General features: G+C 36.4%; 22 protein-coding genes. 6 read left to right on the top strand and 16 right to left on the bottom strand.

All coding sequences use genetic code 11. The annotated features are described in order from the left end of the window. Positions 1–318 precede the first annotated feature (318 nt). The 3 genes from CEQ21_RS01380 to CEQ21_RS01370 form a co-directional block, all read right to left on the bottom strand. The gene (locus tag CEQ21_RS01380; RefSeq protein ID WP_185762914.1) at positions 319–822 is read right to left on the bottom strand and encodes a MarR family winged helix-turn-helix transcriptional regulator; all 504 of its coding nucleotides are present in this window, start codon (positions 820–822) and stop codon (positions 319–321) included. Positions 823–1,193: 371 nt separating this feature from the next. Beyond that, complete coding sequence (locus CEQ21_RS01375) at positions 1,194–1,595, bottom strand: hypothetical protein (RefSeq protein ID WP_185762913.1); 402 nt, start codon at positions 1,593–1,595, stop codon at positions 1,194–1,196. A gap of 31 nt (positions 1,596–1,626) precedes the next feature. After that, the gene (locus tag CEQ21_RS01370; protein WP_185762912.1) at positions 1,627–1,971 is read right to left on the bottom strand and encodes a hypothetical protein; all 345 of its coding nucleotides are present in this window, start codon (positions 1,969–1,971) and stop codon (positions 1,627–1,629) included. A gap of 296 nt (positions 1,972–2,267) precedes the next feature. On the opposite strand from CEQ21_RS01370, the gene CEQ21_RS01365 reads away from it, so the two are divergent. The 3 genes from CEQ21_RS01365 to CEQ21_RS01355 all read left to right on the top strand — a co-directional run bounded on the left by CEQ21_RS01365 (position 2,268) and on the right by CEQ21_RS01355 (position 3,622). After that, positions 2,268–2,837 carry a TetR/AcrR family transcriptional regulator gene (locus CEQ21_RS01365; protein WP_185762911.1) on the top strand — a complete coding sequence of 190 codons (570 nt, stop codon included), beginning with the start codon at positions 2,268–2,270 and terminating at the stop codon, positions 2,835–2,837. A gap of 119 nt (positions 2,838–2,956) precedes the next feature. After that, entirely contained in the window at positions 2,957–3,307 is a 351-nt protein-coding gene (locus CEQ21_RS01360; protein ID WP_185762910.1) for a DMT family transporter, read from the top strand. Between the two features lie 3 nt (positions 3,308–3,310). Beyond that, positions 3,311–3,622 carry a DMT family transporter gene (locus tag CEQ21_RS01355; RefSeq protein ID WP_127739528.1) on the top strand — a complete coding sequence of 104 codons (312 nt, stop codon included), beginning with the start codon at positions 3,311–3,313 and terminating at the stop codon, positions 3,620–3,622. Positions 3,623–3,720: 98 nt separating this feature from the next. On the opposite strand, the gene CEQ21_RS01350 is transcribed toward CEQ21_RS01355, so the two are convergent. Further along, a complete protein-coding gene (locus CEQ21_RS01350; RefSeq protein ID WP_185762909.1) occupies positions 3,721–4,665 on the bottom strand; it encodes an alpha/beta hydrolase in 945 nt (314 codons plus the stop codon). A gap of 68 nt (positions 4,666–4,733) precedes the next feature. After that, positions 4,734–4,991: an HPr family phosphocarrier protein gene (locus tag CEQ21_RS01345; RefSeq protein WP_185762908.1), complete on the bottom strand. Its 258-nt coding sequence runs from the start codon at positions 4,989–4,991 to the stop codon at positions 4,734–4,736. 304 nt (positions 4,992–5,295) lie between these two features. Here CEQ21_RS01345 and CEQ21_RS01340 point away from each other — a divergent pair, with 304 nt between their 5' ends. From CEQ21_RS01340 to CEQ21_RS01330, 3 genes are all read left to right on the top strand, one after another. Further along, positions 5,296–5,706 carry a MerR family transcriptional regulator gene (locus CEQ21_RS01340; RefSeq protein ID WP_185762907.1) on the top strand — a complete coding sequence of 137 codons (411 nt, stop codon included), beginning with the start codon at positions 5,296–5,298 and terminating at the stop codon, positions 5,704–5,706. Between the two features lie 266 nt (positions 5,707–5,972). After that, positions 5,973–7,145: an MFS transporter gene (locus CEQ21_RS01335; RefSeq protein ID WP_185762906.1), complete on the top strand. Its 1,173-nt coding sequence runs from the start codon at positions 5,973–5,975 to the stop codon at positions 7,143–7,145. A 51-nt stretch (positions 7,146–7,196) separates the two neighbouring features. Then, the gene (locus CEQ21_RS01330) at positions 7,197–7,904 is read left to right on the top strand and encodes an SDR family NAD(P)-dependent oxidoreductase (protein ID WP_185762905.1); all 708 of its coding nucleotides are present in this window, start codon (positions 7,197–7,199) and stop codon (positions 7,902–7,904) included. Positions 7,905–8,046: 142 nt separating this feature from the next. Here the strand turns inward: CEQ21_RS01330 and CEQ21_RS01325 are convergent, their stop codons facing one another. The 11 genes from CEQ21_RS01325 to CEQ21_RS01275 all read right to left on the bottom strand — a co-directional run bounded on the left by CEQ21_RS01325 (position 8,047) and on the right by CEQ21_RS01275 (position 21,254). Next, positions 8,047–8,544 carry a kinase gene (locus CEQ21_RS01325; protein ID WP_185764038.1) on the bottom strand — a complete coding sequence of 166 codons (498 nt, stop codon included), beginning with the start codon at positions 8,542–8,544 and terminating at the stop codon, positions 8,047–8,049. A gap of 57 nt (positions 8,545–8,601) precedes the next feature. After that, entirely contained in the window at positions 8,602–9,459 is an 858-nt protein-coding gene (locus CEQ21_RS01320; protein WP_185762904.1) for a MurR/RpiR family transcriptional regulator, read from the bottom strand. A gap of 15 nt (positions 9,460–9,474) precedes the next feature. Then, on the bottom strand, positions 9,475–10,377 hold the full coding sequence (locus CEQ21_RS01315) for a BadF/BadG/BcrA/BcrD ATPase family protein (RefSeq protein ID WP_185762903.1): 903 nt from the start codon (positions 10,375–10,377) through the stop codon (positions 9,475–9,477). Between the two features lie 78 nt (positions 10,378–10,455). Beyond that, positions 10,456–11,541 (bottom strand): DUF871 domain-containing protein, encoded by a 1,086-nt coding sequence (locus CEQ21_RS01310; RefSeq protein ID WP_185762902.1) that lies wholly within the window; start codon positions 11,539–11,541, stop codon positions 10,456–10,458. Between the two features lie 12 nt (positions 11,542–11,553). Then, positions 11,554–11,889 carry a PTS lactose/cellobiose transporter subunit IIA gene (locus CEQ21_RS01305; protein WP_185764037.1) on the bottom strand — a complete coding sequence of 112 codons (336 nt, stop codon included), beginning with the start codon at positions 11,887–11,889 and terminating at the stop codon, positions 11,554–11,556. A 17-nt stretch (positions 11,890–11,906) separates the two neighbouring features. Continuing rightward, positions 11,907–13,055 carry an anhydro-N-acetylmuramic acid kinase AnmK gene (gene anmK / locus CEQ21_RS01300; protein ID WP_185762901.1) on the bottom strand — a complete coding sequence of 383 codons (1,149 nt, stop codon included), beginning with the start codon at positions 13,053–13,055 and terminating at the stop codon, positions 11,907–11,909. A 359-nt stretch (positions 13,056–13,414) separates the two neighbouring features. Beyond that, positions 13,415–14,686, bottom strand: a complete 1,272-nt coding sequence (locus CEQ21_RS01295; RefSeq protein WP_185762900.1) for a PTS sugar transporter subunit IIC — start codon at positions 14,684–14,686, stop codon at positions 13,415–13,417. Between the two features lie 32 nt (positions 14,687–14,718). Next, positions 14,719–15,024, bottom strand: a complete 306-nt coding sequence (locus tag CEQ21_RS01290) for a PTS sugar transporter subunit IIB (protein WP_185762899.1) — start codon at positions 15,022–15,024, stop codon at positions 14,719–14,721. Positions 15,025–15,375: 351 nt separating this feature from the next. After that, entirely contained in the window at positions 15,376–16,632 is a 1,257-nt protein-coding gene (locus CEQ21_RS01285; RefSeq protein ID WP_185762898.1) for a hypothetical protein, read from the bottom strand. A gap of 389 nt (positions 16,633–17,021) precedes the next feature. Further along, complete coding sequence (gene metE / locus CEQ21_RS01280) at positions 17,022–19,313, bottom strand: 5-methyltetrahydropteroyltriglutamate--homocysteine S-methyltransferase (protein ID WP_185762897.1); 2,292 nt, start codon at positions 19,311–19,313, stop codon at positions 17,022–17,024. 87 nt (positions 19,314–19,400) lie between these two features. Then, positions 19,401–21,254, bottom strand: coding sequence for a bifunctional homocysteine S-methyltransferase/methylenetetrahydrofolate reductase (locus CEQ21_RS01275; RefSeq protein ID WP_185762896.1), 1,854 nt, complete (start codon positions 21,252–21,254; stop codon positions 19,401–19,403). Positions 21,255–21,346: the final 92 nt, after the last annotated feature.

Here is a 21,346-nt window from a genome sequence, read left to right as displayed (position 1 = left end):
ACTAATTATGGAGAGGCATAGTTACAAATCGCAAACTACATCGTACAGGATATATCGTATAATATGCATCTTATACGATATATTTTACCTTGTCAATTTTAAATAAATGGTTTTAAATTCTAAAAAAAAAACGAAAACATCTAGTTTCCGTTTCTAAATCAAATTATATATGGAATTCAATTCCTTCAGAGTACAAATGTGATTCTATTTAGCTTGCTTCTCGACTACTTAAATAAGTTTGCTCAAAAAATAATCAATAAAAGTATCTTTAATAACATAACAATAGTCTAATCGGGTTTATACGCTTCTCCATACTTTTTATTGTTTATTATCATTTTCGGGAAAAAGCATTACATCGAAGGATTCGTTGTAGTTTATACCTTCTGCTGTCATTTTTTCTTTTACCGCTCCAACGAGAAGCTGCATTCCCTTCATAACAATCTCTTGCTCTTCTGCTTCTAATTGATCTAGAGCGCCATCTATCATTTTATTTAAGTACGTGTAATCTTTTTTGTTTATGCCTTCTTCCGCAGCCTTCGTCAATGTAATAACGACCGAGCGCTTATCTTTAGGATTAGGACTTTTCTCAAGTATGCCTTTTCCTACAAGTCTATCAACAATATCTGAAACAGTACTTTGTGTCATTTTCAAATTATACGTTAACAATTTAATACTTGTGATTTTATTTGTCACTACTTCAGCAATAACCCTAATTTGCGGTACTGTTAATCCATATCCCTCAGCTTCTGTCTGCATGCTTTTAGCGATAAAGCGTTGTAAAAAATCTATCGATTCGCGAAGATAATCAGCTCTTTCTAACATTTGTCCATTCCTCTCATTAACATCGGTTACGATACATCGCATAAGATATATTAATTAAAAAACATCTTACACGATGGATTTGTTTATGTCAATTGACTGTCAATAGGATAAACAGACCAGAATGTTTGAAAAGAACATAAAAACCTTAACTCCATGTTGGAATCAAAACACTTGAAACCCCGCAAATATTTTACAAATTTTTAGACAATTTATCAAACTAACTTAAGTATGTGGAAAGCAAATTTTTGTAGTAAATAAATTCACATAGTAAAAAGCCTTTCAATCACAAACAGAGCTCTAGATTGGTGAAAGGCTTATAGATTCTATAAATTATCGGCTACTTGTTTAGCCAACCACAGCAGGAAATTACTTTAAAAAGGGAGAAATTTATGAAAAACTATTATTCCAAATGGATACAGAAAAGGCAGCCACCTAGCAGGTTGTATATTTATATTCTTTGAAACAATCCATGCAATTTCAGGTAAAAAAATAAACAGGATTTGACAAGCTATTCTTAATTTCTCACCAATACTAAATGGGATAAACTCAAATCCATCAGATGCATTTCCAACAAAGTTATTTAGATACATAAGAAAGTTTTCGATCGGAATCATAAAACAAAGCACAATGCGGCTTAATTGGACAATGCCTGATTTATTATAATTTAATCCATTGCAAGATAATATTATACCGCATATGGAAACCAATAATGTTCCCACATTTAAAAGCGGCTGTTCTGAAATATATCTAATTAGAAATATGAATATAAACATAAAACTCCTTCTTTAATACATCAATATATAACTAACATACTCTTTTAATAGTAGAAATACTAAATCTCCATGCTTTATTTATAAGTTTAAAAATCCAATAAAAAAAGAAAAAGTTAAAAACCAAGCCAAATGATGCAATAGAAAACATCCAATCACCTTCGTAATAAAAAGCATCAGCTGGAAATCCCAAAGTAAAGACATTGTTATTATCAACTCTATATCCAATAATAGGAATTATTGCAACGATAACAGTTGCTATACTACTTAAAATTGCGAACTTTACCTTTTGTATATTCATTTTTTTGATATTCAATAAAACTACTATTAATATCACATTGAAAAATAGTCCCAAAATCAGACTTAACCATTCATCCAACTAAAACACTCCTTGTATGTTAAAAACCATTTCAAATCATTATAACAAAGATTTCCAAAATTAACATAATTAATCTAACTAATATTTCCCCCGTCTGGTTGCTTCCCATTTACATGGACCTTCTACAAGAAATTTATCACTGGTTTAGCTGATTTAAATGAGGTTGTTATAAACAGAAATAACTTTTCACAATATAAAGAGGAAATATAGTTTGCTGTCTATTGTACAAAAGACGATTGACATGTTCGGATTTCTCACATATACTAACTTACGAACGTTCGTCAGGGAGGTTTATCATGAAAGCAATGGAAATTAAAAAAAGTGCTTTAGCACAATTTGTTAACAAAGGGTATGAAGCAACATCTTTAGACGATATTGTTTCTGAAATTGGTATTAAAAAACAATCTGTTTATTCACATTTCAAGCATAAGGAAGATATCTTTCTTCAAGTGATGAAGGATGTTGTTGATGAAGAAATTTCCTTTTTGAAAGGCTTTTTTCAAGAACGTAAGCAGGCTGAACTTGAAGAGGTTTTATTTCAACTGTTAATAAAGTATAAGGAAAGGTATTTGTATCAAGAAGACAAGAATATTCAATTTTTGCTGCGGATGGCATTTATTCCACCATTTCATTTGCGTGATTTTGTCATAGATCAATTTAACTTTTATAACAAAAATTTAGAACAGCATTTGCTCGACGTGTTTATAAAAGCAACAAATATCCGTGTAACTGCCGAAGAAGGTACTGTATCCTTCTTGAATTTTCTTGATGGAATTCTTGTGGAATTAATTTATGCAAATAATGTGGAGAATAGGCTGAACATCTCTTGGAAGATATACTGGAGAGGAATTTCAAATGATAGATAGATAAGTGACCTGCCTTTACATTATATTTTATGGTCAGTTAGCAATGACATTAAGACAGTCATTGCAAGCTAAACCTTACGAATGTTCGTAAGGTAAATACTCACTAAAGGGTGATGATGATGAATCGAAATTGGCTATTCGTCCTGATAGCAGGAATTTTAGAAATATTTTGGGTATCTGGTCTTAAACACGCAGATAATTACTTTGAATGGATAATAACCATCGCAGCAATTGCAACTAGCTTTTGTTTGTTAACATATGCTTCAAAGAGCTTACCAGTAGGCACGTTATATGCAGTCTTTACGGGGATTGGTACTGCAGGTACTGTTTTAGCTGAAATGGTCGTGTTCGGAGAACCCTTTAATATGTACAAAATTATCTTTATTGCGACACTTCTCTGCGGTGTCGTCGGCTTGAAAATATTAAGTAGCTCACAAGAAACAGCAAAAGTCGAAGTAAAAGGAGGCTGACAAATGACTTGGTTAGCATTAATAGCAGCAGGCGGTTTTGAGGTTGTTGGTGTCTTAAATGTCAAAAGACTTGGTGAAAAACAGAAAAATGCACTTTATTACATGATATTTTGTTTTGGATTGAGTTTTCTATTATTATCATATGCCATGACAGAAATTCCGATGGGGATGGCCTATGCTATTTGGACTGGAATTGGCACAATCGGATCAGCACTATTAGGTATGCTTTTATTTAGTGAACCAAAGGATTGGAAAAGATTAGTATGCATCGGTGTTATTTTATTTTCTGCGGTAGGCTTGAAGCTTGTTGCATAATTTTTTAGAAAACAGCTATACTTCAAAATCTAACTCATTACTTAGTCTGTTTAACACAAGAACCAACTGGAGATCATTCTCTAGTTGGTTCTTGACTATTATAGATTTTCAGTAAAAAATGATTCTAACTTATCAAAAGGAATTACATCTGTTTTATCATATAAATCAACGTGTCCTGCATTTGGAACAATAAATAGTTCTTTTGGTTCTGCAGCCATTTCAAAAGCATCTTCACTAAAGTATCGTGAATGTGCATGTTCGCCAATGATAAATAACAGCGGGCGTGGTGAAATCGATTTAATATGTGTCAGCAGAGGCAGATTCATAAATGACATACTGCTTGTGATTGTAAATTGAGTAATCGAATTAGGGTGATAACCACGAGGAGTAGAATAGAACTCACCAAACTCACGACCAATAGGGTCTGTATTTTCGTCAAATCCAATTGGTGCTCCACGCTGAGCAAGCGTTGGCTGTGCTGCCTCGAAATCTACGTAACGTTGCTCTGCAACTGAATCGAGGATATTGTTTCTTTCGTCTTCCGTAAATGAATCCTTCCAGCCGTTAGCTGCTACACGAGATATATCATACATACTTACCGTTGCAACAGCCTTAATTCGTCTGTCCACTTGCGCAGCACTAATTCCAAAACCACCGCTTCCACAAATTCCGATTACGCCAATTTTATTTCTATCTATGAATGTACGAGTACCAAGATAATCAACAGCTGCACTAAAATCTTCTACAAATAAATCAGGTGAAGAAATATGTCGTGGTTCTCCACCGCTGTAACCGTTGTAGGAAGGATCAAATGTGAGTGCTATAAATCCTCGTTCCGCCATATTTTGAGCATAAATTCCAGGACCCTGCTCTTTAACACCACCGTATGGCGCACCAATAATAAGTCCTGCATATGTTTTTGTCTCATCAAAATTCTTTGGAATATAAAGATCTGCTGAGATGTTAATTCCAAACCTGTTTTTGTATAAAACAGACTTTCTTGTAACATAACTGCTTAACTCAAAAATATAGTTATCTGACATTTCATTTTTCTCCTTCTCTTCTGCTATTTCAAAGGAATAATAGCAGCTATATTTATTTATTTATTTATTTATTTATTTAACAAAAAATCTTTTAATGTATGAATGGCAGCCAGTTCATCTGTCCCACTTACTAGCAAGGTAATATCATTTCCGCTTTTTACATTTAAATCCATTACCTTCATAATCTCTTTCCCATCAGAGGACTTACCTTCTTTAGTTAGAATTACATCACTACGAAATGTACGAGCCTTAGCAACAAATATGGTAGTATTTCTTGCTTGAAGTCCACGATGGAGCCTAACTGTTTCCTTTGCTACAAACACCATATTCACCTTCCTAATGTTAAACTTAATAATTTTTCAAGAATGATACTTTACAAACAAGAGACGCTAATGCGATTGAAAAATCTTCAGTTTTCAACATTCCTTCTCTTGCAAAAGCAATGTTAACCCTTATAGTTAACTCTAAGTCAAGTGATTAATTTATAATTATTTTTTGTATAAATTAACAATATGACTATATCTAAAGTTAGTTTTCGAAATTTTGACATATACCAAAACCCGTGATACCATTTTTGCATATGTTAGAGTTAACTCGAAATTTATCTTTTAGGAGAATAGGAGAGAAAAGATGAGTACTTATTCTATTAGTGAAGTGGCAAAGGAATTGAACTTAACAACCTATACATTACGCTACTATGACAAGGAAGGGCTTTTGCCTTTTGTTGAACGGACACCTAACGGAACAAGACTGTTTAAAGAATCTGATATTGGTGCTTTAAGAATTATTGAATGTCTTAAATCGACTGGAATGCCTATTAAAGAGATTAAAAGCTTCATTGATTGGTGTCAGGATGGAGACTCCACCCTGCAGCAAAGATTCGATATGTTTTTAGAACGAAAAGCTGCTGTTGAAGCGCAGTTGGCAGAACTGAACAAGACAATGGAGATCATTAATCATAAATGTGATTATTATAAAACTGCTTTAGAAGCAGGAACGGAAGATATTCATAAAGAAGATAAAATTGGAAATTTAAATTAATTCGAGCCATCAATCCTGTAAATCTTTTTGCAGGCTTGGTGGCTTTATTATTTTTTACTGCACTTTTTTTCCCATTAGCCCTCTTTTCAACAGGCTCTGATAATAAGTACAGGATAATTCCAATTGTAAAAAAGTTTTGTTATATAAAAAAAACCCACTTGATTTACAGTTAACTCTAACCATTATACTTAACGATGTGAAAATACAAGTTAATTTCTATGGTGGCGGTTTGTAGAAAGTTAACTAACTTATTAGGAGGGCTATTTTTGACTAAAAGCAGTAATTTAATGCTATTTATTTTGACTATAGGAGTTTTTGGAATTTTAAATACGGAAATGGGGGTAATCGGATTATTACCTTCTATCGCTGAACAATTTAATGTTAGTGTTTCCAAAGCGGGATTGCTCGTAAGTATGTTTGCCCTCGCAATTGCCATTTCGGGACCAATTATGCCGCTGTTATTTTCTGGTATAAATCGTAAGAAGGTTATGTTAATTGTATTAGGAGTCTTTGTTGTTGGGAATATAATATCTGTCTTCACAACTAATTTTACCCTTTTATTAATTATTCGAATATTCCTAGGATTCTTTCATCCTATTTATTGTTCTATGGCATTCACTGTAGCGGCTTCCTCTGTCAGCAAAGAAGAAGCTCCTAAAGCTGTCTCTAAAGTATTTATCGGAGTGTCTGCCGGTATGGTAGCAGGAGTGCCAATTGCAAGTTTTATTAATAATACTGTTTCCTTTGAGATGGCGATGGCTTTCTTTGCTATTGTTACTGCACTTGTATTCATTGCGACAGTAATTTTTGTACCATCCATGCCTGTCGAAGAAAGACAAACATACAGTGAACAATTTTCTATATTGAAAAAAGCAATAATATGGATTTCCATCGTAACCGTCATATTATTAAATGCATCTGTGTTTGGAGTCTACAGTTATTTTGCTGAATATTTAGAATCAGTTACGAATATGTCTCCTAATAGTATTACTTTAACGCTATTCCTTTTTGGTGGGGCCAATATTATTGGTAACATTCTTGCTGGTAAATTACTTACAAGTAATCCGGTTAAATCAATATTATATTTCCCTTTAATATTGGGTGCTGTTTATATCATTCTATTCTTCACTGGACAGTTTTCTCTGCCAATGGCAATGTTAACTGTTATTTGGGGCATTTTAGCAGGAGGCATAATGGCAAATATTAATCAATATTTGATTACATCGTCAGCTCCCGAAGCACCTGAATTTGCGAACGGTCTTTTCATTTCATCCTGTAATATTGGTACAACTGTAGGTTCAGCAGCAGGAGGCCTATTTATATCAACAATGGGTACTCAATACGTTATATTAGTAGGGATTTTATCATTAGTATTAAGTTTAGCAACCATTGTAGTTAGAAACTATATGACTACCCCTACACAAGAACTTTCAAGATAGGAACATCTTCTTACTTTACATTCAAGTAGTCGAAAAAAGGAGGAAATAATAATGGCAACAAATACTAAACTGGCTCTAGTCACTGGCGGTAACCGCGGAATAGGCTATGAGCTTGTAAAACAATTGGCTTCGAAGAATTTTAAAGTCATCTTTACATGTAGAGATCATAAAACAGGCCACGAAATTACCGAGAGTCTTAACAAATCTGACTTAAATGCAACCTACCTAGTATTGGACCTTAACAATCAAGATAGCATACATCAGGCCGCGATAACTGTTAAGGAGCAATATGGAAGATTAGATGTATTAATTAATAATGCCGGTATTTATTTGGATGATAATAAAAGACTAGTGGATATGGAGCCATTAACACTAGAGAAAACCCTTGAAACCAATTTCTTCGGAGTTTACCATGTAATTCGTTCATTTCTACCTCTTATGGAAAAACAAGGTTATGGCAGAATTATTAATGTATCCTCTGAGTATGGCGAGATGAGTCAAATGTCTTATCCTGGAATAGGTGCTTATAAGTTATCTAAATTCGCTTTGAACGGATTAACACAATTACTCGCAAGTGAAGTCAAAGGTAATATTAAAATAAACGCTGTCGATCCAGGCTGGGTAAGTACAGACATGGGTGGCCCAACTGCTCCAACAACTCCTCAACAAGCTGCTGAATCGTTCATTTGGTTAGCATCAATTGGAAGTGATGGTCCAAACGGCAAGTTTTTCCGGGGCAGAACACAAATTGATTGGTAACCATGTAACCGTTTGTTTTCCTAGATTGTATAAGCATCATTAAAAGTTAAACAAAAGGTCGTCCGGCAAGGACGACCTTAACATTATTATGTAATTTTCCTTTATGAGGAATTATTTACCTGCTTCTTGATAATAAAATTTGCTATTCTTTTAATTGAGTTAATATTAGCTCCATTATTTCAGTATGTGTCATATCATTAGGAATTTTGTATTCTCCATCAATACCTAGATAATCCGCTGGAATCCACCAGGAGCGTAGTGCAGCTTCACCAAACTCTGTCTTTTTTGGACGAGAATTGTGACGTTTGAATGTCTCTTCATACGTTAAGTCAAAATAATAACTAACTGCCCTTCCTTCGAAGAAATCAATCAACTCAGCAAGCATGTCGCCATAACGCTTTTTAGATAGAATACCCTCTACTATTACATATCCGCATCTACCATTACCATATTCTGCAACTTGACGGATTAAATCAATGGAAAGATTCCCATCCCTATCTTTAACCTTTAACATATCGCGACGAATTGTATCCTGAGAAACCAACAGAGTACCTGCCCCAAAATGGTGTTGTAGACTTTTCGCTATCGTAGTTTTCCCGCTGCCTGAATTTCCACGCAGAATGATTAGCTTTGATTTAATCTTTGAAATTGCCATTCTTCCCACCTAAACCTATTTGTAATATCAGTGTGTCATGCTTTACTTTTTTTGCGAAAATTTTAAGACGGCGTTTCGTGAATTAACAATTTTTTCCATGCTATCTTCATAATACTTAGAAACATAGGCATAAAAGATAATGTCTACAGTTATAAATTGTGCAAGGATTGAGCTAGTGGCAGCACTGCGGAATTGTGCTTCTGGTGCTCGAACGTACTGGAGCGACAATCCGACCTTCTGTGAAAGGCTATTTTGTCCAAATCTTGATAATCCAATTGTTTGACAGCCTGCCTCTTTTGCAATATCAACTAAGCGTAAAACCTCAGATGTTTCTCCCGTGTTGGAAACACAGAAAAAGATACAGTTCTTTGTCACGCCAGAAAGAATAGAAGCATATATATGTGCGTCTTGAATAGCAACAACTACTTTCCCAAGGCGAGACCATTTTTGCATAATGTCGTCGGCTACTAGAGATGAGGCTCCTAATCCATACACATAAACAACATCAGCATTTTTAATACTTTCAATGGTTCGATCAATAATTTCCTCATCTAATTCTATTGCTGTTTCCTTGATCACCTGTACAGAATTGGAAACAATCTTCCCTTTTATAGATTGGATTGTTTCATTATGTTCTATATCGTAGAAGCCGCTTTTTAAAGAATGTGATAATTGCGATGATAAGGAGAGCTTTAATTCCGAGTACCCTTCGACCCCAATAGAACGGCATAAACGGATAACAGCAGCACTACTTGCATTTGCTTGCGTCGCTAATTCGTGAACAGACATTCTAACAATATGTTCGGCATTTTCTAATATGTATTGAGCAACTTTTCTTTCTGAATTAGGCAGGTCGTCAATAACACTCTCAATTCTCACTAATATATTAACGGAAACCATTATTCTACTTCCTTCCTAGTACTCTTTTAACTTCTTCAAGGCTAAATAATAACCCCCTAATGTTGATGATACATCATCTGTAATGAATGTTGTTTTAGGAAGTTTTTCTTTTATTTTATCAATAAATACTGACTGAACAATAGAAATTTTTGTTAAAACACTGCCTTTTACTGCAATTACAACGGGTTGGGTAAAGGGTAGTTTATAATACGCATTTAAGGTGGTTTTAGCTAATTGGCTTCCTGCTTCCTGTAAAATGGAGTATGCCTCCCTTTCACCTGCATTAGCTTGCTCGACAATTATTGGCACAATCGATGCGATTTCTCCTTTTGAAGAAGTATAAATATGCTTCTTCATTTCGGAAACCTCTGTACATTTAAGATACGACAATATATTTCTTGTCAGCCTGCTAGTTTCTACCTGCGTATCAACCTCAACCGTCATTCTTTTAAAGGCTTCAAGAGCAATCCACATCCCGCTGCCTTCATCACCAAGCAGATGACCCCAGCCTCCTGCCATCGCCGTCGTCTCTTTATATTTTGCCAAACTAACAGAACCTGTACCTGAAATTGTTAAGACACCATCTTTTCCACTGAGCAAGGCAGCATGTGCAATAACTGCATCATTATCTACCGTACAAGGTACATTATAAATATCACTTAGCTTTTTTTCAAAATCCTCCTTATTACTCAACCCCCCATATCCTGCAAGGCCGATGTAAAGATAGGCAAAATCCTCTTTTCTTAAGTAAGCAGTGCATTGATTAATCGCTGAATTTAAATTTGCAATTGCTAATTTTTCATTTATTAACGGGTTCCCTGCTCCTGATATCCCTTTACTTACTATATTTCCTTGAAAATCATACGCTATTGCTTCTGTTTTTGTTCCGCCTCCGTCAACACCAATAATATATTTCAAAGAATCCCTCCTAAAAAGACAGTAAAGCCTCAAGCTTTCACAGGGTAGCTTGAGGCTGGTCTTCAAAACCGCTTTGAGCTATTCTAATGTAAAACTAAATTTGCCCCAAGGTTGCAAGCATTCTAATAAAAACAATTCTTCAGGAACAATTCGACCAACTACATTTGTTTTCCCAGAGTTTCGCATATCCTGCAACGCAATTTGTAACTCGCCCTTGTATTGTCCGTATCGTTCATTTTCAATCAGAATATCTCCACGATGAATGTCTGGCGTATATGTTGATTGAAAGTCTTCCTGTTTGTATTTCACTCGTGACTGCGTTGACCTTATTAAATAGTCAGACACATCACCACGATAAAAATGTGGTTCATCCAAAACAATTTTCTTCTCAAGTTCTGTTACCGTTTTGTATAATTCTGCCTTAAAGTGTAGCTTGCTATGATTAAGTCCACTTAATTGTTTTAGTTCTAATTCTGATGCATAGGCATTACCGATAACAATTTCATCTATAAGGCCTATAGCAAGTAAATGTTTAGCTTGGGTTGATATGGGAAGATCCCGGTGTATTTCAAGTGTACACAATCCTTCTGTAACAGCCCATGGCCCAAATGTTGCTGAATCAGAATTGATAAACGCAGCTGTGCTAATATTATGCTTCTTAAAAAGTTCACAGCATTTTATAAAATGCGGATAACTTAATCCTGCATAACGATGCGGATAGTAATTATGTGAACCTACTAGGTTTTCTCTATTAGGCTGATAGGCGATAATATTATCTAAGTAGTTCGTTGCATTACTCATATTAATTTCAATTTTAAGCCCAAACGGATTATGTGTCATAATAGCTTCTTCATTACCGGTAAAACCAACATCTAAGCGAATTCCATATGCCCCTAGTTCTGCAAAAAATGATAGGTCATTGTAGGAAATTCCCAATTCCGCAAAGACTCGTGGTGCAATATCAACCATTACCTCCATATCTAGCTCATTTGCAAAGGTAATAATCTCTTTAAAATTCCTCATTATGCTGTCTTTATCACCATTGACGGAAAGCAAACAAGTGAAAACCTTTTTAAAGCCGTATTTATGGGCTGAGGCAATATATTCTTTATCTTTTTCAATTGTAGAATGTTCTGGATAGATGGATATTCCTAACTTTTTCATCAAAGCATCCTCTCAATTTTTTGGGGACGGAGCTAACTTTTTGATTATCTTAATCATATGTTTAATGAGATTTTGTTCACTAATTGCTGTCATTAAATGATCCTGAGCATGAATCATCAATAATGATTTCTCAACCGGAGCTCCATTGATTTCCGCTTGTATTAATTTTGTTTGTGTTTTATGTGCAAGATGAAGTTCTTCCTCCGCTTGTTGAATTAATTGTTCTGCTTTATCAAATTCAAATTCCTCTGCTGCTTTTAATGCGTCATAGGCTATGCTTTTCGCATTTCCACCATTAGAGATAATTTGAAAGATTTCCAGTTCGTTATTCAAAGATTTTGCTGTCATCATGACACTCCTTTAACCTAATATGGCACTGGTGTTATGTTGCCTAGGATAACTGGCTGGTTAGCACCAGTTGCTTTAGGAACATTACTTGGCAGGTTATTTATCGTTTCATTTGCTAATATCGCAAATGCAATCGCTTCTTTAGCTTCAGACGAAAACCCTAAATCCTCTTGCCTGATAACTCGGCTGTAACCAATTAGTTCGTGTTGAAGCAAATGGACCAGATGATTATTAAATGCTCCACCGCCACCCACAATAACTTCGTCGATGTTTGTTGCAGGAAAAATAAATTTCCGATAATTTTCTGCTATAGATTTCGCAGTAAACATTGTCATCGTCGCAATGAAGTCCTTTGCAGATACTTGAGGATAATCAAGCAACAACTTCTCCACAAATGCCGTGCCAAATAATTCCCTTCCAGTTGTTTTTGGAGGCGAGGCTAATATAAACGATATTCTCATACATTCTTCAAGTAATATTTGATTAACGTTACCTGATTTAGCTATCTCACCATGTTTATCATACGGAACTCCAAAAAATTTTTGGCAAAGATAATCGATGATCATGTTTCCAGGGCCAGTATCAAATGCCTGAACTTCTTTTACACTAGCATTTTTAGGAAGTACAGTTGCATTGCCAACTCCGCCAATATTTTGTAAAATCCGCGCTTTCTCACTGCTGCCATAAAGTATAAGTTCAGTGTAGGGAACAAGTGGAGCCCCTTGACCTCCTGCCGCCATATCCATTGTTCTAAAATTTGATATGACGGTTGTTTTTGTTCTGTAAGCAATAACAGCCGGTTCGCCAATTTGCAGGGTTGATGGAAAGAGTGTTTTCGTTTTGTTGGGCTGATGATAAATTGTTTGTCCATGTGAGCCTATATAGTCAAGGTCTTGCAACATAAATCCAGCTTTCTCACAAACTGCTATAACAGCATCTGAAAAAATTGCTCCTAACTTAAAATTCAAAGAACAAATAAGCTCGCTGTTAGACGTTTCTACAGATAAAGAATCATGAATTTCTTTTTTCAATTCTTGCGAAAAAGGAATCGATATAAACTCAACAAGTTCAACCGATGTATTCATGCCGCATCCAGCTATTTTAACCAATGCGGCATCAACACCGTCTAGTGATGTACCGGACATTAACCCAACAGCGTATGGCATTAAGACCACCTCAATTTATTGAAATACTAGTATAGAACAAACTATTGAACTGACTATTAATAAGGACATAAATAACGAAAAGCTATGTTTATGTTTATGTTTAATTAATTTACCTTCAACCCTCACTACCACATATGTCAGACTAGCGCTAATGCCTAATGTGTTTATTAAAAACAAAGCTACTTGCTGATTAACGCCAATGTAGGTTAAAAAAGGAACAACAAAAAGATTCAGAATGAGTATACAGCTAAAAAATATCCAGGCACTTTTATAGCTGAAAAAAAGCAGATTAGGAGATTTATTCATTTTCTCTCCTTTCTATTGCATTAATGGCAGGTGCTATCTTGGTATAAATATCATTAGGAAGCTAGTTGCTCTTCTTTTTCTTGAATCACCAACTTGTTGTCATACATTTTAAAGAATGGTAAGTAAATTAAAATAGATAGTACAATATTAATAATTACTATTACTATTGCTCTCCAGTCTCCACCTGTTGCTAAATAAGCTCCAATTGGGGCTGGTAAGGTCCATGGCACCATTACATATGTTGGATTAACCATTCCAATGGCAGTTGCAATATAGGCAATTGTTGCGCCAACTAGCGGCGTAATAATGAACGGAATAATCAAGACTGGGTTTAATACAATTGGCATACCGAAAATAACTGGTTCGTTAATATTAAACAACACGGGAATAATGGTCGTTCTGGCAATCGCTTTACTGTATTTTGATTTCGCAGCCAATAGCATAGCAATAACTAAACCTAATGTTGCCCCTGAGCCTCCAATCCAGATAAACCATTGAAAAAATGTCTCTGGAGCAATATGTGGTATTACTTCTCCAGCAGCTACGGCTGCTGAATTATTGGCTAAATATACTTCCCATACAGGACGGGCTACTGCTCCAACTACAGACACCCCATGAATCCCAAAAGACCAAAAGAAGGTAATTAAAAACGTTGGTATTATCACCCCGAGATATGTATCTCCTGCTTTAATTAATGGGGAGACCAGCTTATCGACAAGGGAATGTGTATCAATTCCAAATACAACGGTAATCATTGCCATAACGGTCAGAACGATTGTTACTGGGATTAATGCCTCAAACGATCTTGCAACAGATGTTGGTACAGAGCTCGGCATTTTTATCATTATTTTCTTTGTTTTGCATAACCGCAGCACTTCAACAGAAAATATCGATACAATCATGCCGACAAACAGACCATGTCCCCCAAGACTAGTCATCGGTAAAACGAAGCCTACCTCCTCTACCATTTGAACACCGATAGTAAATAAAAAGGACGCAGTAGAAAGTAATGCACCAGATAAGGGATCAATTTTATAGCTTTGAGATAAACTGAAACCAATCCCAAAGGTTATGTACAAAGTCATAATGAACATTGTTAATCTGTATGGAATTAATATTTCTGCCGCATGTGTACTGGCCCAAACACCAAGAACAGAGTCAGCACTTACCGGAGGAAACGCAATAATGAGAAATAAACTGCCGAAAATAATAAATGGCAATGCAGAAACCACTCCATCACGAATTGCTTGTAAATGCTTTTGCTCAGATAGCTTTGCCATTGGAGTAGAAAGGTTTTTGTCTAAAAAATCCACAAACTTATCCATATGATATTCTCTCCTTAAATCGAGCTATTTTTTTAGTTCGTTAGTTCGTTTAACAGCTTTAACATCGCTGGACCACCAAGCGGGCTATATGCTTGTGATGGAATAACACCACACGGTACACCTGCTTTTTCAGCTGATTCTTTGAAACTATCAATACGATGTCTCACTTGAGGTGCAACCATTGCAACATCCCAGCCATTATGAACCTCCTCAGCAAACTCCTGTGCCCCAACTGCTAAAACCTCAAGCGTCAATCCTTTCTTCTCTGCTTCCTTTTTTAATGTGTTAACCAAAATCGCACTTGACATTCCACCTGAACAAACAAATAAAACCTTCATGTTTACTCCCCCTTTTAAAGTTGTGATTCTTTAAAAAACCGTCTGCTTGATTTAGCCGAATTTATGCTATTTAGTTTATTCTTCATTTATCACCTCTAATATTTTTGTTAGCGCTTTCTAAAAACGAGTATAACACTCGTGTAATATTGTTTCAATAAATTTATTTTTGAATGTTACTTAATTTCAAATTAATCATTATATGCTCCATGCTTACTAAATAATTCTTATAGCCAAATTTATCTGCTGACAGAAATGGTAAAAGGCAGCCAATAATCTGCTGCCAAACAATGCACTAACATAAAAAAACTGCAGACACCTGCAGTCATTAAACCAATTTTAAAGTTACTTAATCTAAATATCTATCCGTTGCGGAACAATTAAATACCCCATCGCTTTCCGTGATTTAAGGATTTTAATCAGTTGTTCCTGAAGCGTGTCATTGCATGTTACCTGTATGATGACCTCGCTTTTTTTGGGGGCGAAGAGTTTTAATTTCCCTTTATTAAGGGCTATTTCAATTAACAGACCAAGTAAAAAACCGCCGACAAGCCCAAGCAGTCCCCAAATTATTGGTCCTAAGTATAAAACAAATCCGTATATTGATCCTAAAACCATTCCAATTGTTCCTCCAAGCATTGCTCCGTCCAGTAGACTTCTGCCATCAACACTATGAAGGGAATCAAGAATATGAGTTGGTGCTTTAAGATTTTCTAATGGCATTGCCACTATATTCTCCTGTGGCACCCCTATCTTCGCCATTTCGTGAATAACGATTTCTACAAATGGCGAGTGTTCAAACGTTGCTATTATTTGGACTTTGTTGGTCGCAAATGTTTTTTGCTGTGACAAGTTCTCATCCCTCACTCTTAAGTAACGCATTTGCTCAATATCGTAAAGTGTATTACTTTCAATGACAGCTGTATATGCCTGGTAAATAGCAAAGGCGTACATGGAAGGCATAAACAGAAACCATTGCCAATCAACTATTTCTACTACTGTATTAAAATCACCGAGGAAAGAATAAAGCCACATTCGAACAGCCTCTGCTTTATATGCAACATATATCCACCAGGCTAAAACAAGTGTTCCAACAACAGTACTACCAGCATATAATTGCCCAAGACCTGGAGACAAAATGGACCAAACAGCACCTACCCAAGGGTTCTTTTTATCAAGAATAACAACATCGAAAAAAGTTACTTCCGAGGGTGTTACTGGCGCATCCTCCACTTCTGCTAAAACATGACTTTTAGCGACCTCAACAGCACTGCGATAACTGTCCCAAATACTATATACATACACTGCCATATATAGTAAAAACCAGTCTTCGTTTATCTGTATTTTGGCTTCTTCAAACCTGCCAAGCATCGATAAAGCAATACCCTTATTTAAATTAGCTTGACTATTAACAACAAGCTCCCACATGATCAAAATAAATCCTTGTAGATATTTCCCTAAAAACATATGACCAAAACCCGGGAAGGCTGCAGACCACCATGCGGCAATCCAAGGGATTCGAGGATATGCCGAGTTTACTCCTAATGCTGAAATTAAGCCCTTTGTATAGCGAGGTTTTATATTAGCTGACTGGAACCTTTGATGTGGCATAAATTATCCTTCTCCTCTGGCTAACTCTCTACTTAATATTACCAACAATTGTCTGTATCATTCGATTTACTTCTTCAACTGCTATATTCATCCATTTTATAAACTATTTATACTGCAATGAATTACAGTACGGTTACTATATCGTTACTTTTCTTCGCAAATCCTTTTTTTTACGTTTTTATTGATATAATAGTGTTCTGATAAAATGGTTTAGCAATATAATAACCAACCCAAACAGGGAGCCTACTATGCAGTTGGTACATAGTAGGCTTTTTGTCTGGCTATCTATATTAGCCTTATTTCATATTCTATAGAGTAATTATAAATGAATCGTTTTACCCAATAACCACCATAAAAGGAGCAAACCAGTCTGGTCTGCTCCTTTTACCTTATACTGTTTGTGACAGCTGCTCGCGCAGTTTCTGCGTTGCGGCCACCATGTTTTTTAAGGATTTAACTGTTTCTTCCTCACGGCGTGTTTTTAAGCCACAGTCTGGATTAACCCAAAACTGTTCTTTTGAAATAACTTCAAGACTATCATTAAGAATTGTTTCCATTTCCGCTACACTCGGTACACGTGGACTGTGAATGTCATAAACACCTAAACCTATGCCAAGCTCATAGGAATTTTGTCTAAGTGAATGAATCAACTCACCATGACTTCTTGATGTTTCAATTGATATAACATCAGCATCCAGTGCTCGGATCGTATCAATGAAATCATTAAACTCACAATAACACATATGAGTATGCACCTGCGTTTCATTTTGTACACTTGATGTCGCAAGCTTAAAGGCATTAACAGCCCAACGCAGATATTGATTCCATTTTTCTTTTCGTAATGGCAGCCCTTCACGCAGTGCCGGTTCATCTACTTGAATAATTGCTATACCTGCATCCTCCAATGCTTGAATCTCTTCTCTTAATGCTAATGCTAACTGGTTTGCAACTTGTTCTCTCGAAATATCATCACGAACGAAAGACCAATTTAAGATTGTTATAGGACCTGTCAGCATTCCTTTCACGTATTTTTCCGTTAATTCTTGAGCATCCACTATTTCCTTCAGTGTCATTGGAGTTGTCCATTCTACATCTCCATAAATAATTGGTGGTTTAACACAGCGTGAACCGTAGGAAACAACCCAAGCGAATTTTGTAAATGCGATGCCACTCAGCTTCTCACCAAAATACTCTACCATATCTGTACGCTCAAACTCACCAGTAACTAACACATCCAAGCCTATATCCTCTTGAATTTCAATCCAGCGAGCTGTTTCGTTTTTTACAAATTCTGCGTAAGCAGCATCTGTAATTTCCTTTTTACGCCAAGCAGTTCGTGTACGCTTAACCTGGTCGGATTGAGGAAAACTTCCGATTGTTGTTGTTGGAAAGTCCGGTAAATTTAATGCTGTTTGCTGAAGTGACTGACGCTCCTTGAATGAAAGCGGGCGTGAGAAATCCGCTGCCTTCACTGTAGCTACAAGCTGTTTTACATTAGAATTATTTCGCGTTTTATGCTGTGCAAGTGCTTCAATTGCTTGTTTGCTTGCCTTAAGGCTATTTTTGTCAGATGTTCTCACACCGACACAATAAGCTGTTACTTGTGTCAGCTCCTCTATCTTCTCATCAGCAAATGACAGTGCAGCTTTTAATGTTACATCAAGCTCTTTTTCCGTTTTCGTTGTAACAGGTACATGCTGCAGACTGCATGATGACTGAATCCAAGCCTCTTTAACACCACTTAATAATAATAGTGATTGTGTTGCCGCAGCTTTTTCAACTAAGTCAGCCTTCCATATATCTCTTCCATTTATAAGACCTATTCCTAATACTTTATCTTGCGGAAATCCGAATTTCCGAATTGATTGGATGTTTTCCTCTGCCCCATGGACAAAATCAAGGCCAAAGCCTGCAACAGGGAGCTGTGTCAGTTCACTGTACGCTGAAAGTGCTTCGAAGTATGTTTGCAGCATCAATTTTGCTTTAGGTAATTCGGACGCTAAGTATGTGTATGCTTCCTGTACAAGTTTTATTTCATCCTCATTCAGGGAAAGGCATAGTGCAGGTTCTTCTACTTGAATCCATTCAGCTCCAGCTTCAAGCAGCTCTTGAAAGACCTGTGCATATAGAGGCAATAATTTAACTAAAAACGAATTCTTCGATTTAACATCATATCCTTTTGCTAATTGTACAAAAGTAAAGGGCCCGATAATAGTAGGTTTAGTAATAACACCAAGTTCTTCCTTCGCTTCATTAAAATAATCTAAAATATAGTTATTCGTTAGCTGCGGCTGCTTGCCCTCATATTCAGGGACAATATAGTGGTAGTTTGTGTTAAACCACTTAGTCATTTCACAAGCCACTGCATCTTTACCGCCGCGAGCCATTGTGTAGTATGTTGTTAGGTTTACTTCATTTCCTGTCCATTTATAACGGTTTGGAACCAATCCAAACATTGTCGCAACATCAAGCATACGATCATAAAAGGTAAAATCCCCAACAGTGAGTAAATCCAGGCCAAGCGTTTGCTGGTGCTTTAAGTTATTCAACCGGATTGTTTTCATCTCTGTTGTAAATTGTTCCTCCGATATTTTCTTATTCCAAAAAGATTCCACACAACGTTTCCATTCACGATTTTCACCAATATAAGGATAGCCAATTACTGTACTAACTAAATTCATTATTTGTTCCTCCTTAGAAATATCAAAAGTTTTCCCATATAATTAGTCGTCATTAAAATACTATCTGTCCTCTACATACTTTTCTTCTTATTGCTCGTTTGCTGTCAGTTCAACAACATGTTTATTATCCACTGCTCTAATATATTTCGAAAGCTCCTCTGTCAGCTCAAACCGCAGGAAAGGTGTTATTAAATATATCCCTTTAAACCTCTCTGCTGCTGCATCCACTAACTCTTTAGCAATTGCTAAGCCTTCTGCTCTAGCCTTTATCGGATTATTACCTGCCGAAGCCATTGCCTTTCTGACAGTATCAGGCAGCTTGATTCCGGGAACCTCATTATGAATAAATTCGGCATTTCGTGTGCTTGTTAGTGGCATTATCCCCATAAATATCGGTGTGTCAAGATGCTTTGTGGCTTCGTAAACTTCTTCTATTTGGTTTGTGGAGAAAACTGGCTGTGTCAAAAATGACTGTGCCCCGCAAGCAATTTTCTTTTCCATCCTCTCTACCGCTTTATGCAAATGACGGATATTAGGATTAAAGGCGGCGGCAATCTTGAAATTAGTGCGCTGACCAAGACTTTGTCCAGAGTAGGATAACCCTTCATTGAATTGCTTCACAAGGCTGATTAAATCAAATGACGAAAGATCATAAACACTTGTCGCTCCCGGGAAATCACCAATTTTGGAAGGGTCTCCGGTCACGACTAACACCTCATTTAAGCCAAGTGTCTGCAAGCCCATTAAGTGAGACTGCAGGCCAATCATGTTTCGGTCACGACAGGTTATATGCATCAGTGGCTCTGAGCCAATTTCCTTTTTTAAGATTGTTCCAAGCGCAACATTGCTTATTCTTGGGCTTGCTAAGGAATTATCAGCAAGTGTGATTGAATCGACCCCTGCCTTATGGAGTGCTTTTGCACCTTTCATAAACTCCTTAATGCCCAATTTCTTCGGTGGGTCTAATTCAACTAAAATAGTTCGCTCCATTTTTGCTTTTTCATAAAGACCTTTTTTTGTTTCTTTTGCTGCGGCTTCTATCATTTCCACTTTGCGTTTGATTATTTTCTTTTCCGTAATTGGAGCAATATTTCCAAGCGCCTTTTTAACTTCAGCAATGTGGTTTGGCGTTGTACCACAACAGCCTCCGATTATTCGCGCTCCTTGGTTTCGCAAATTAACTGCGCTATATCCGAAATACTCTGGAACAGCTTCATATACGAAGCGCCCGTCAACATATTCTGGAAGACTGCTTGCATTTGGGTAAACAGACAGGAATGCTTTTTTTGGCAACGGAACCTCTTCAAGTGAGCGTATCATATGGTGCGGACCTAAATGACAGTTCACGCCAACCGCATCTGCACCTAATGCTTCTAGTCTGAGTAAGGCTTCATTTAAATGAATGCCTTCCTGCAAATAACTCGTTTCATGTAAGGAAACATTCGCAATAATCGGCAGATCCGTTTCATTTCTAGCAATATTTAACACCATTTCTAGCTCTTCTAAATCATAATAAGTTTCTAATATCAACCCATCTGGATTTTCAATAAGCTGGCTGTATAATTGCTCGCGAAAGCATCTTTTAATCTCATCCAAATCGAGATCAGATTTCCGAAAGCTTCTAGAAGCACCAATTGTTCCGAAAACGAAGGCTTTTCCATTCGCTGCTTTTCTGGCAATCGCTATGCCTTTTCTATTAATAGTGCTAACCTCTTCCTCCAAACCATAGCGCTTAAGTTTATAATAGTTCGCTCCATATGTATTGGATTGGAGAATATCAGCACCAGCCTCCAAATATGCTGAGTGGATTGTTTCGATTCGGGTTGGATGAGTAATATTCAGCTCTTCATAACAATTATCAATTCCATTTGAATAAAGAAGAGTTCCCATCGCCCCATCACCGATTAAAATGCGCTTTTGTAATTCTTCTCTGAAATTCATCAATTCCCCTCCTTCAAGAGCCTCACTTTCATTTGTTTAAGAACAGGAAGCAAAATGGCAGTAAAAGCAGGACTGCAGCTAACATTGAGTGG

It is taken from the genome of Niallia circulans (genome assembly GCF_007273535.1).
Lineage (GTDB): Bacteria > Bacillota > Bacilli > Bacillales > Cytobacillaceae > Niallia > Niallia circulans_B.
The sequence above is the reverse complement of the archived record's forward strand: the minus strand, read 5'-3'. Positions and strand labels throughout refer to the sequence as shown.

What these genes read in the sequence shown, in the direction of transcription:
- CEQ21_RS01365 (WP_185762911.1), top strand. Translation starts at nt 2,268, where the DNA reads ATGAAAGCAATGGAAATTAAAAAAAGTGCTTTAGCACAATTTGTTAAC.
- metE (WP_185762897.1), bottom strand. Translation starts at nt 19,313, where the DNA reads ATGAATTTAGTTAGTACAGTAATTGGCTATCCTTATATTGGTGAAAAT.
- anmK (WP_185762901.1), bottom strand. Translation starts at nt 13,055, where the DNA reads ATGCCATACGCTGTTGGGTTAATGTCCGGTACATCACTAGACGGTGTT.
- CEQ21_RS01285 (WP_185762898.1), bottom strand. Translation starts at nt 16,632, where the DNA reads ATGCCACATCAAAGGTTCCAGTCAGCTAATATAAAACCTCGCTATACA.
- CEQ21_RS01375 (WP_185762913.1), bottom strand. Translation starts at nt 1,595, where the DNA reads ATGTTTATATTCATATTTCTAATTAGATATATTTCAGAACAGCCGCTT.
- CEQ21_RS01320 (WP_185762904.1), bottom strand. Translation starts at nt 9,459, where the DNA reads ATGGTTTCCGTTAATATATTAGTGAGAATTGAGAGTGTTATTGACGAC.
- CEQ21_RS01350 (WP_185762909.1), bottom strand. Translation starts at nt 4,665, where the DNA reads ATGTCAGATAACTATATTTTTGAGTTAAGCAGTTATGTTACAAGAAAG.
- CEQ21_RS01310 (WP_185762902.1), bottom strand. Translation starts at nt 11,541, where the DNA reads ATGAAAAAGTTAGGAATATCCATCTATCCAGAACATTCTACAATTGAA.
- CEQ21_RS01305 (WP_185764037.1), bottom strand. Translation starts at nt 11,889, where the DNA reads ATGACAGCAAAATCTTTGAATAACGAACTGGAAATCTTTCAAATTATC.
- CEQ21_RS01360 (WP_185762910.1), top strand. Translation starts at nt 2,957, where the DNA reads ATGAATCGAAATTGGCTATTCGTCCTGATAGCAGGAATTTTAGAAATA.
- CEQ21_RS01290 (WP_185762899.1), bottom strand. Translation starts at nt 15,024, where the DNA reads ATGAAGGTTTTATTTGTTTGTTCAGGTGGAATGTCAAGTGCGATTTTG.
- CEQ21_RS01345 (WP_185762908.1), bottom strand. Translation starts at nt 4,991, where the DNA reads ATGGTGTTTGTAGCAAAGGAAACAGTTAGGCTCCATCGTGGACTTCAA.
- CEQ21_RS01330 (WP_185762905.1), top strand. Translation starts at nt 7,197, where the DNA reads ATGGCAACAAATACTAAACTGGCTCTAGTCACTGGCGGTAACCGCGGA.
- CEQ21_RS01355 (WP_127739528.1), top strand. Translation starts at nt 3,311, where the DNA reads ATGACTTGGTTAGCATTAATAGCAGCAGGCGGTTTTGAGGTTGTTGGT.
- CEQ21_RS01275 (WP_185762896.1), bottom strand. Translation starts at nt 21,254, where the DNA reads ATGAATTTCAGAGAAGAATTACAAAAGCGCATTTTAATCGGTGATGGG.
- CEQ21_RS01340 (WP_185762907.1), top strand. Translation starts at nt 5,296, where the DNA reads ATGAGTACTTATTCTATTAGTGAAGTGGCAAAGGAATTGAACTTAACA.
- CEQ21_RS01380 (WP_185762914.1), bottom strand. Translation starts at nt 822, where the DNA reads ATGTTAGAAAGAGCTGATTATCTTCGCGAATCGATAGATTTTTTACAA.
- CEQ21_RS01295 (WP_185762900.1), bottom strand. Translation starts at nt 14,686, where the DNA reads ATGGATAAGTTTGTGGATTTTTTAGACAAAAACCTTTCTACTCCAATG.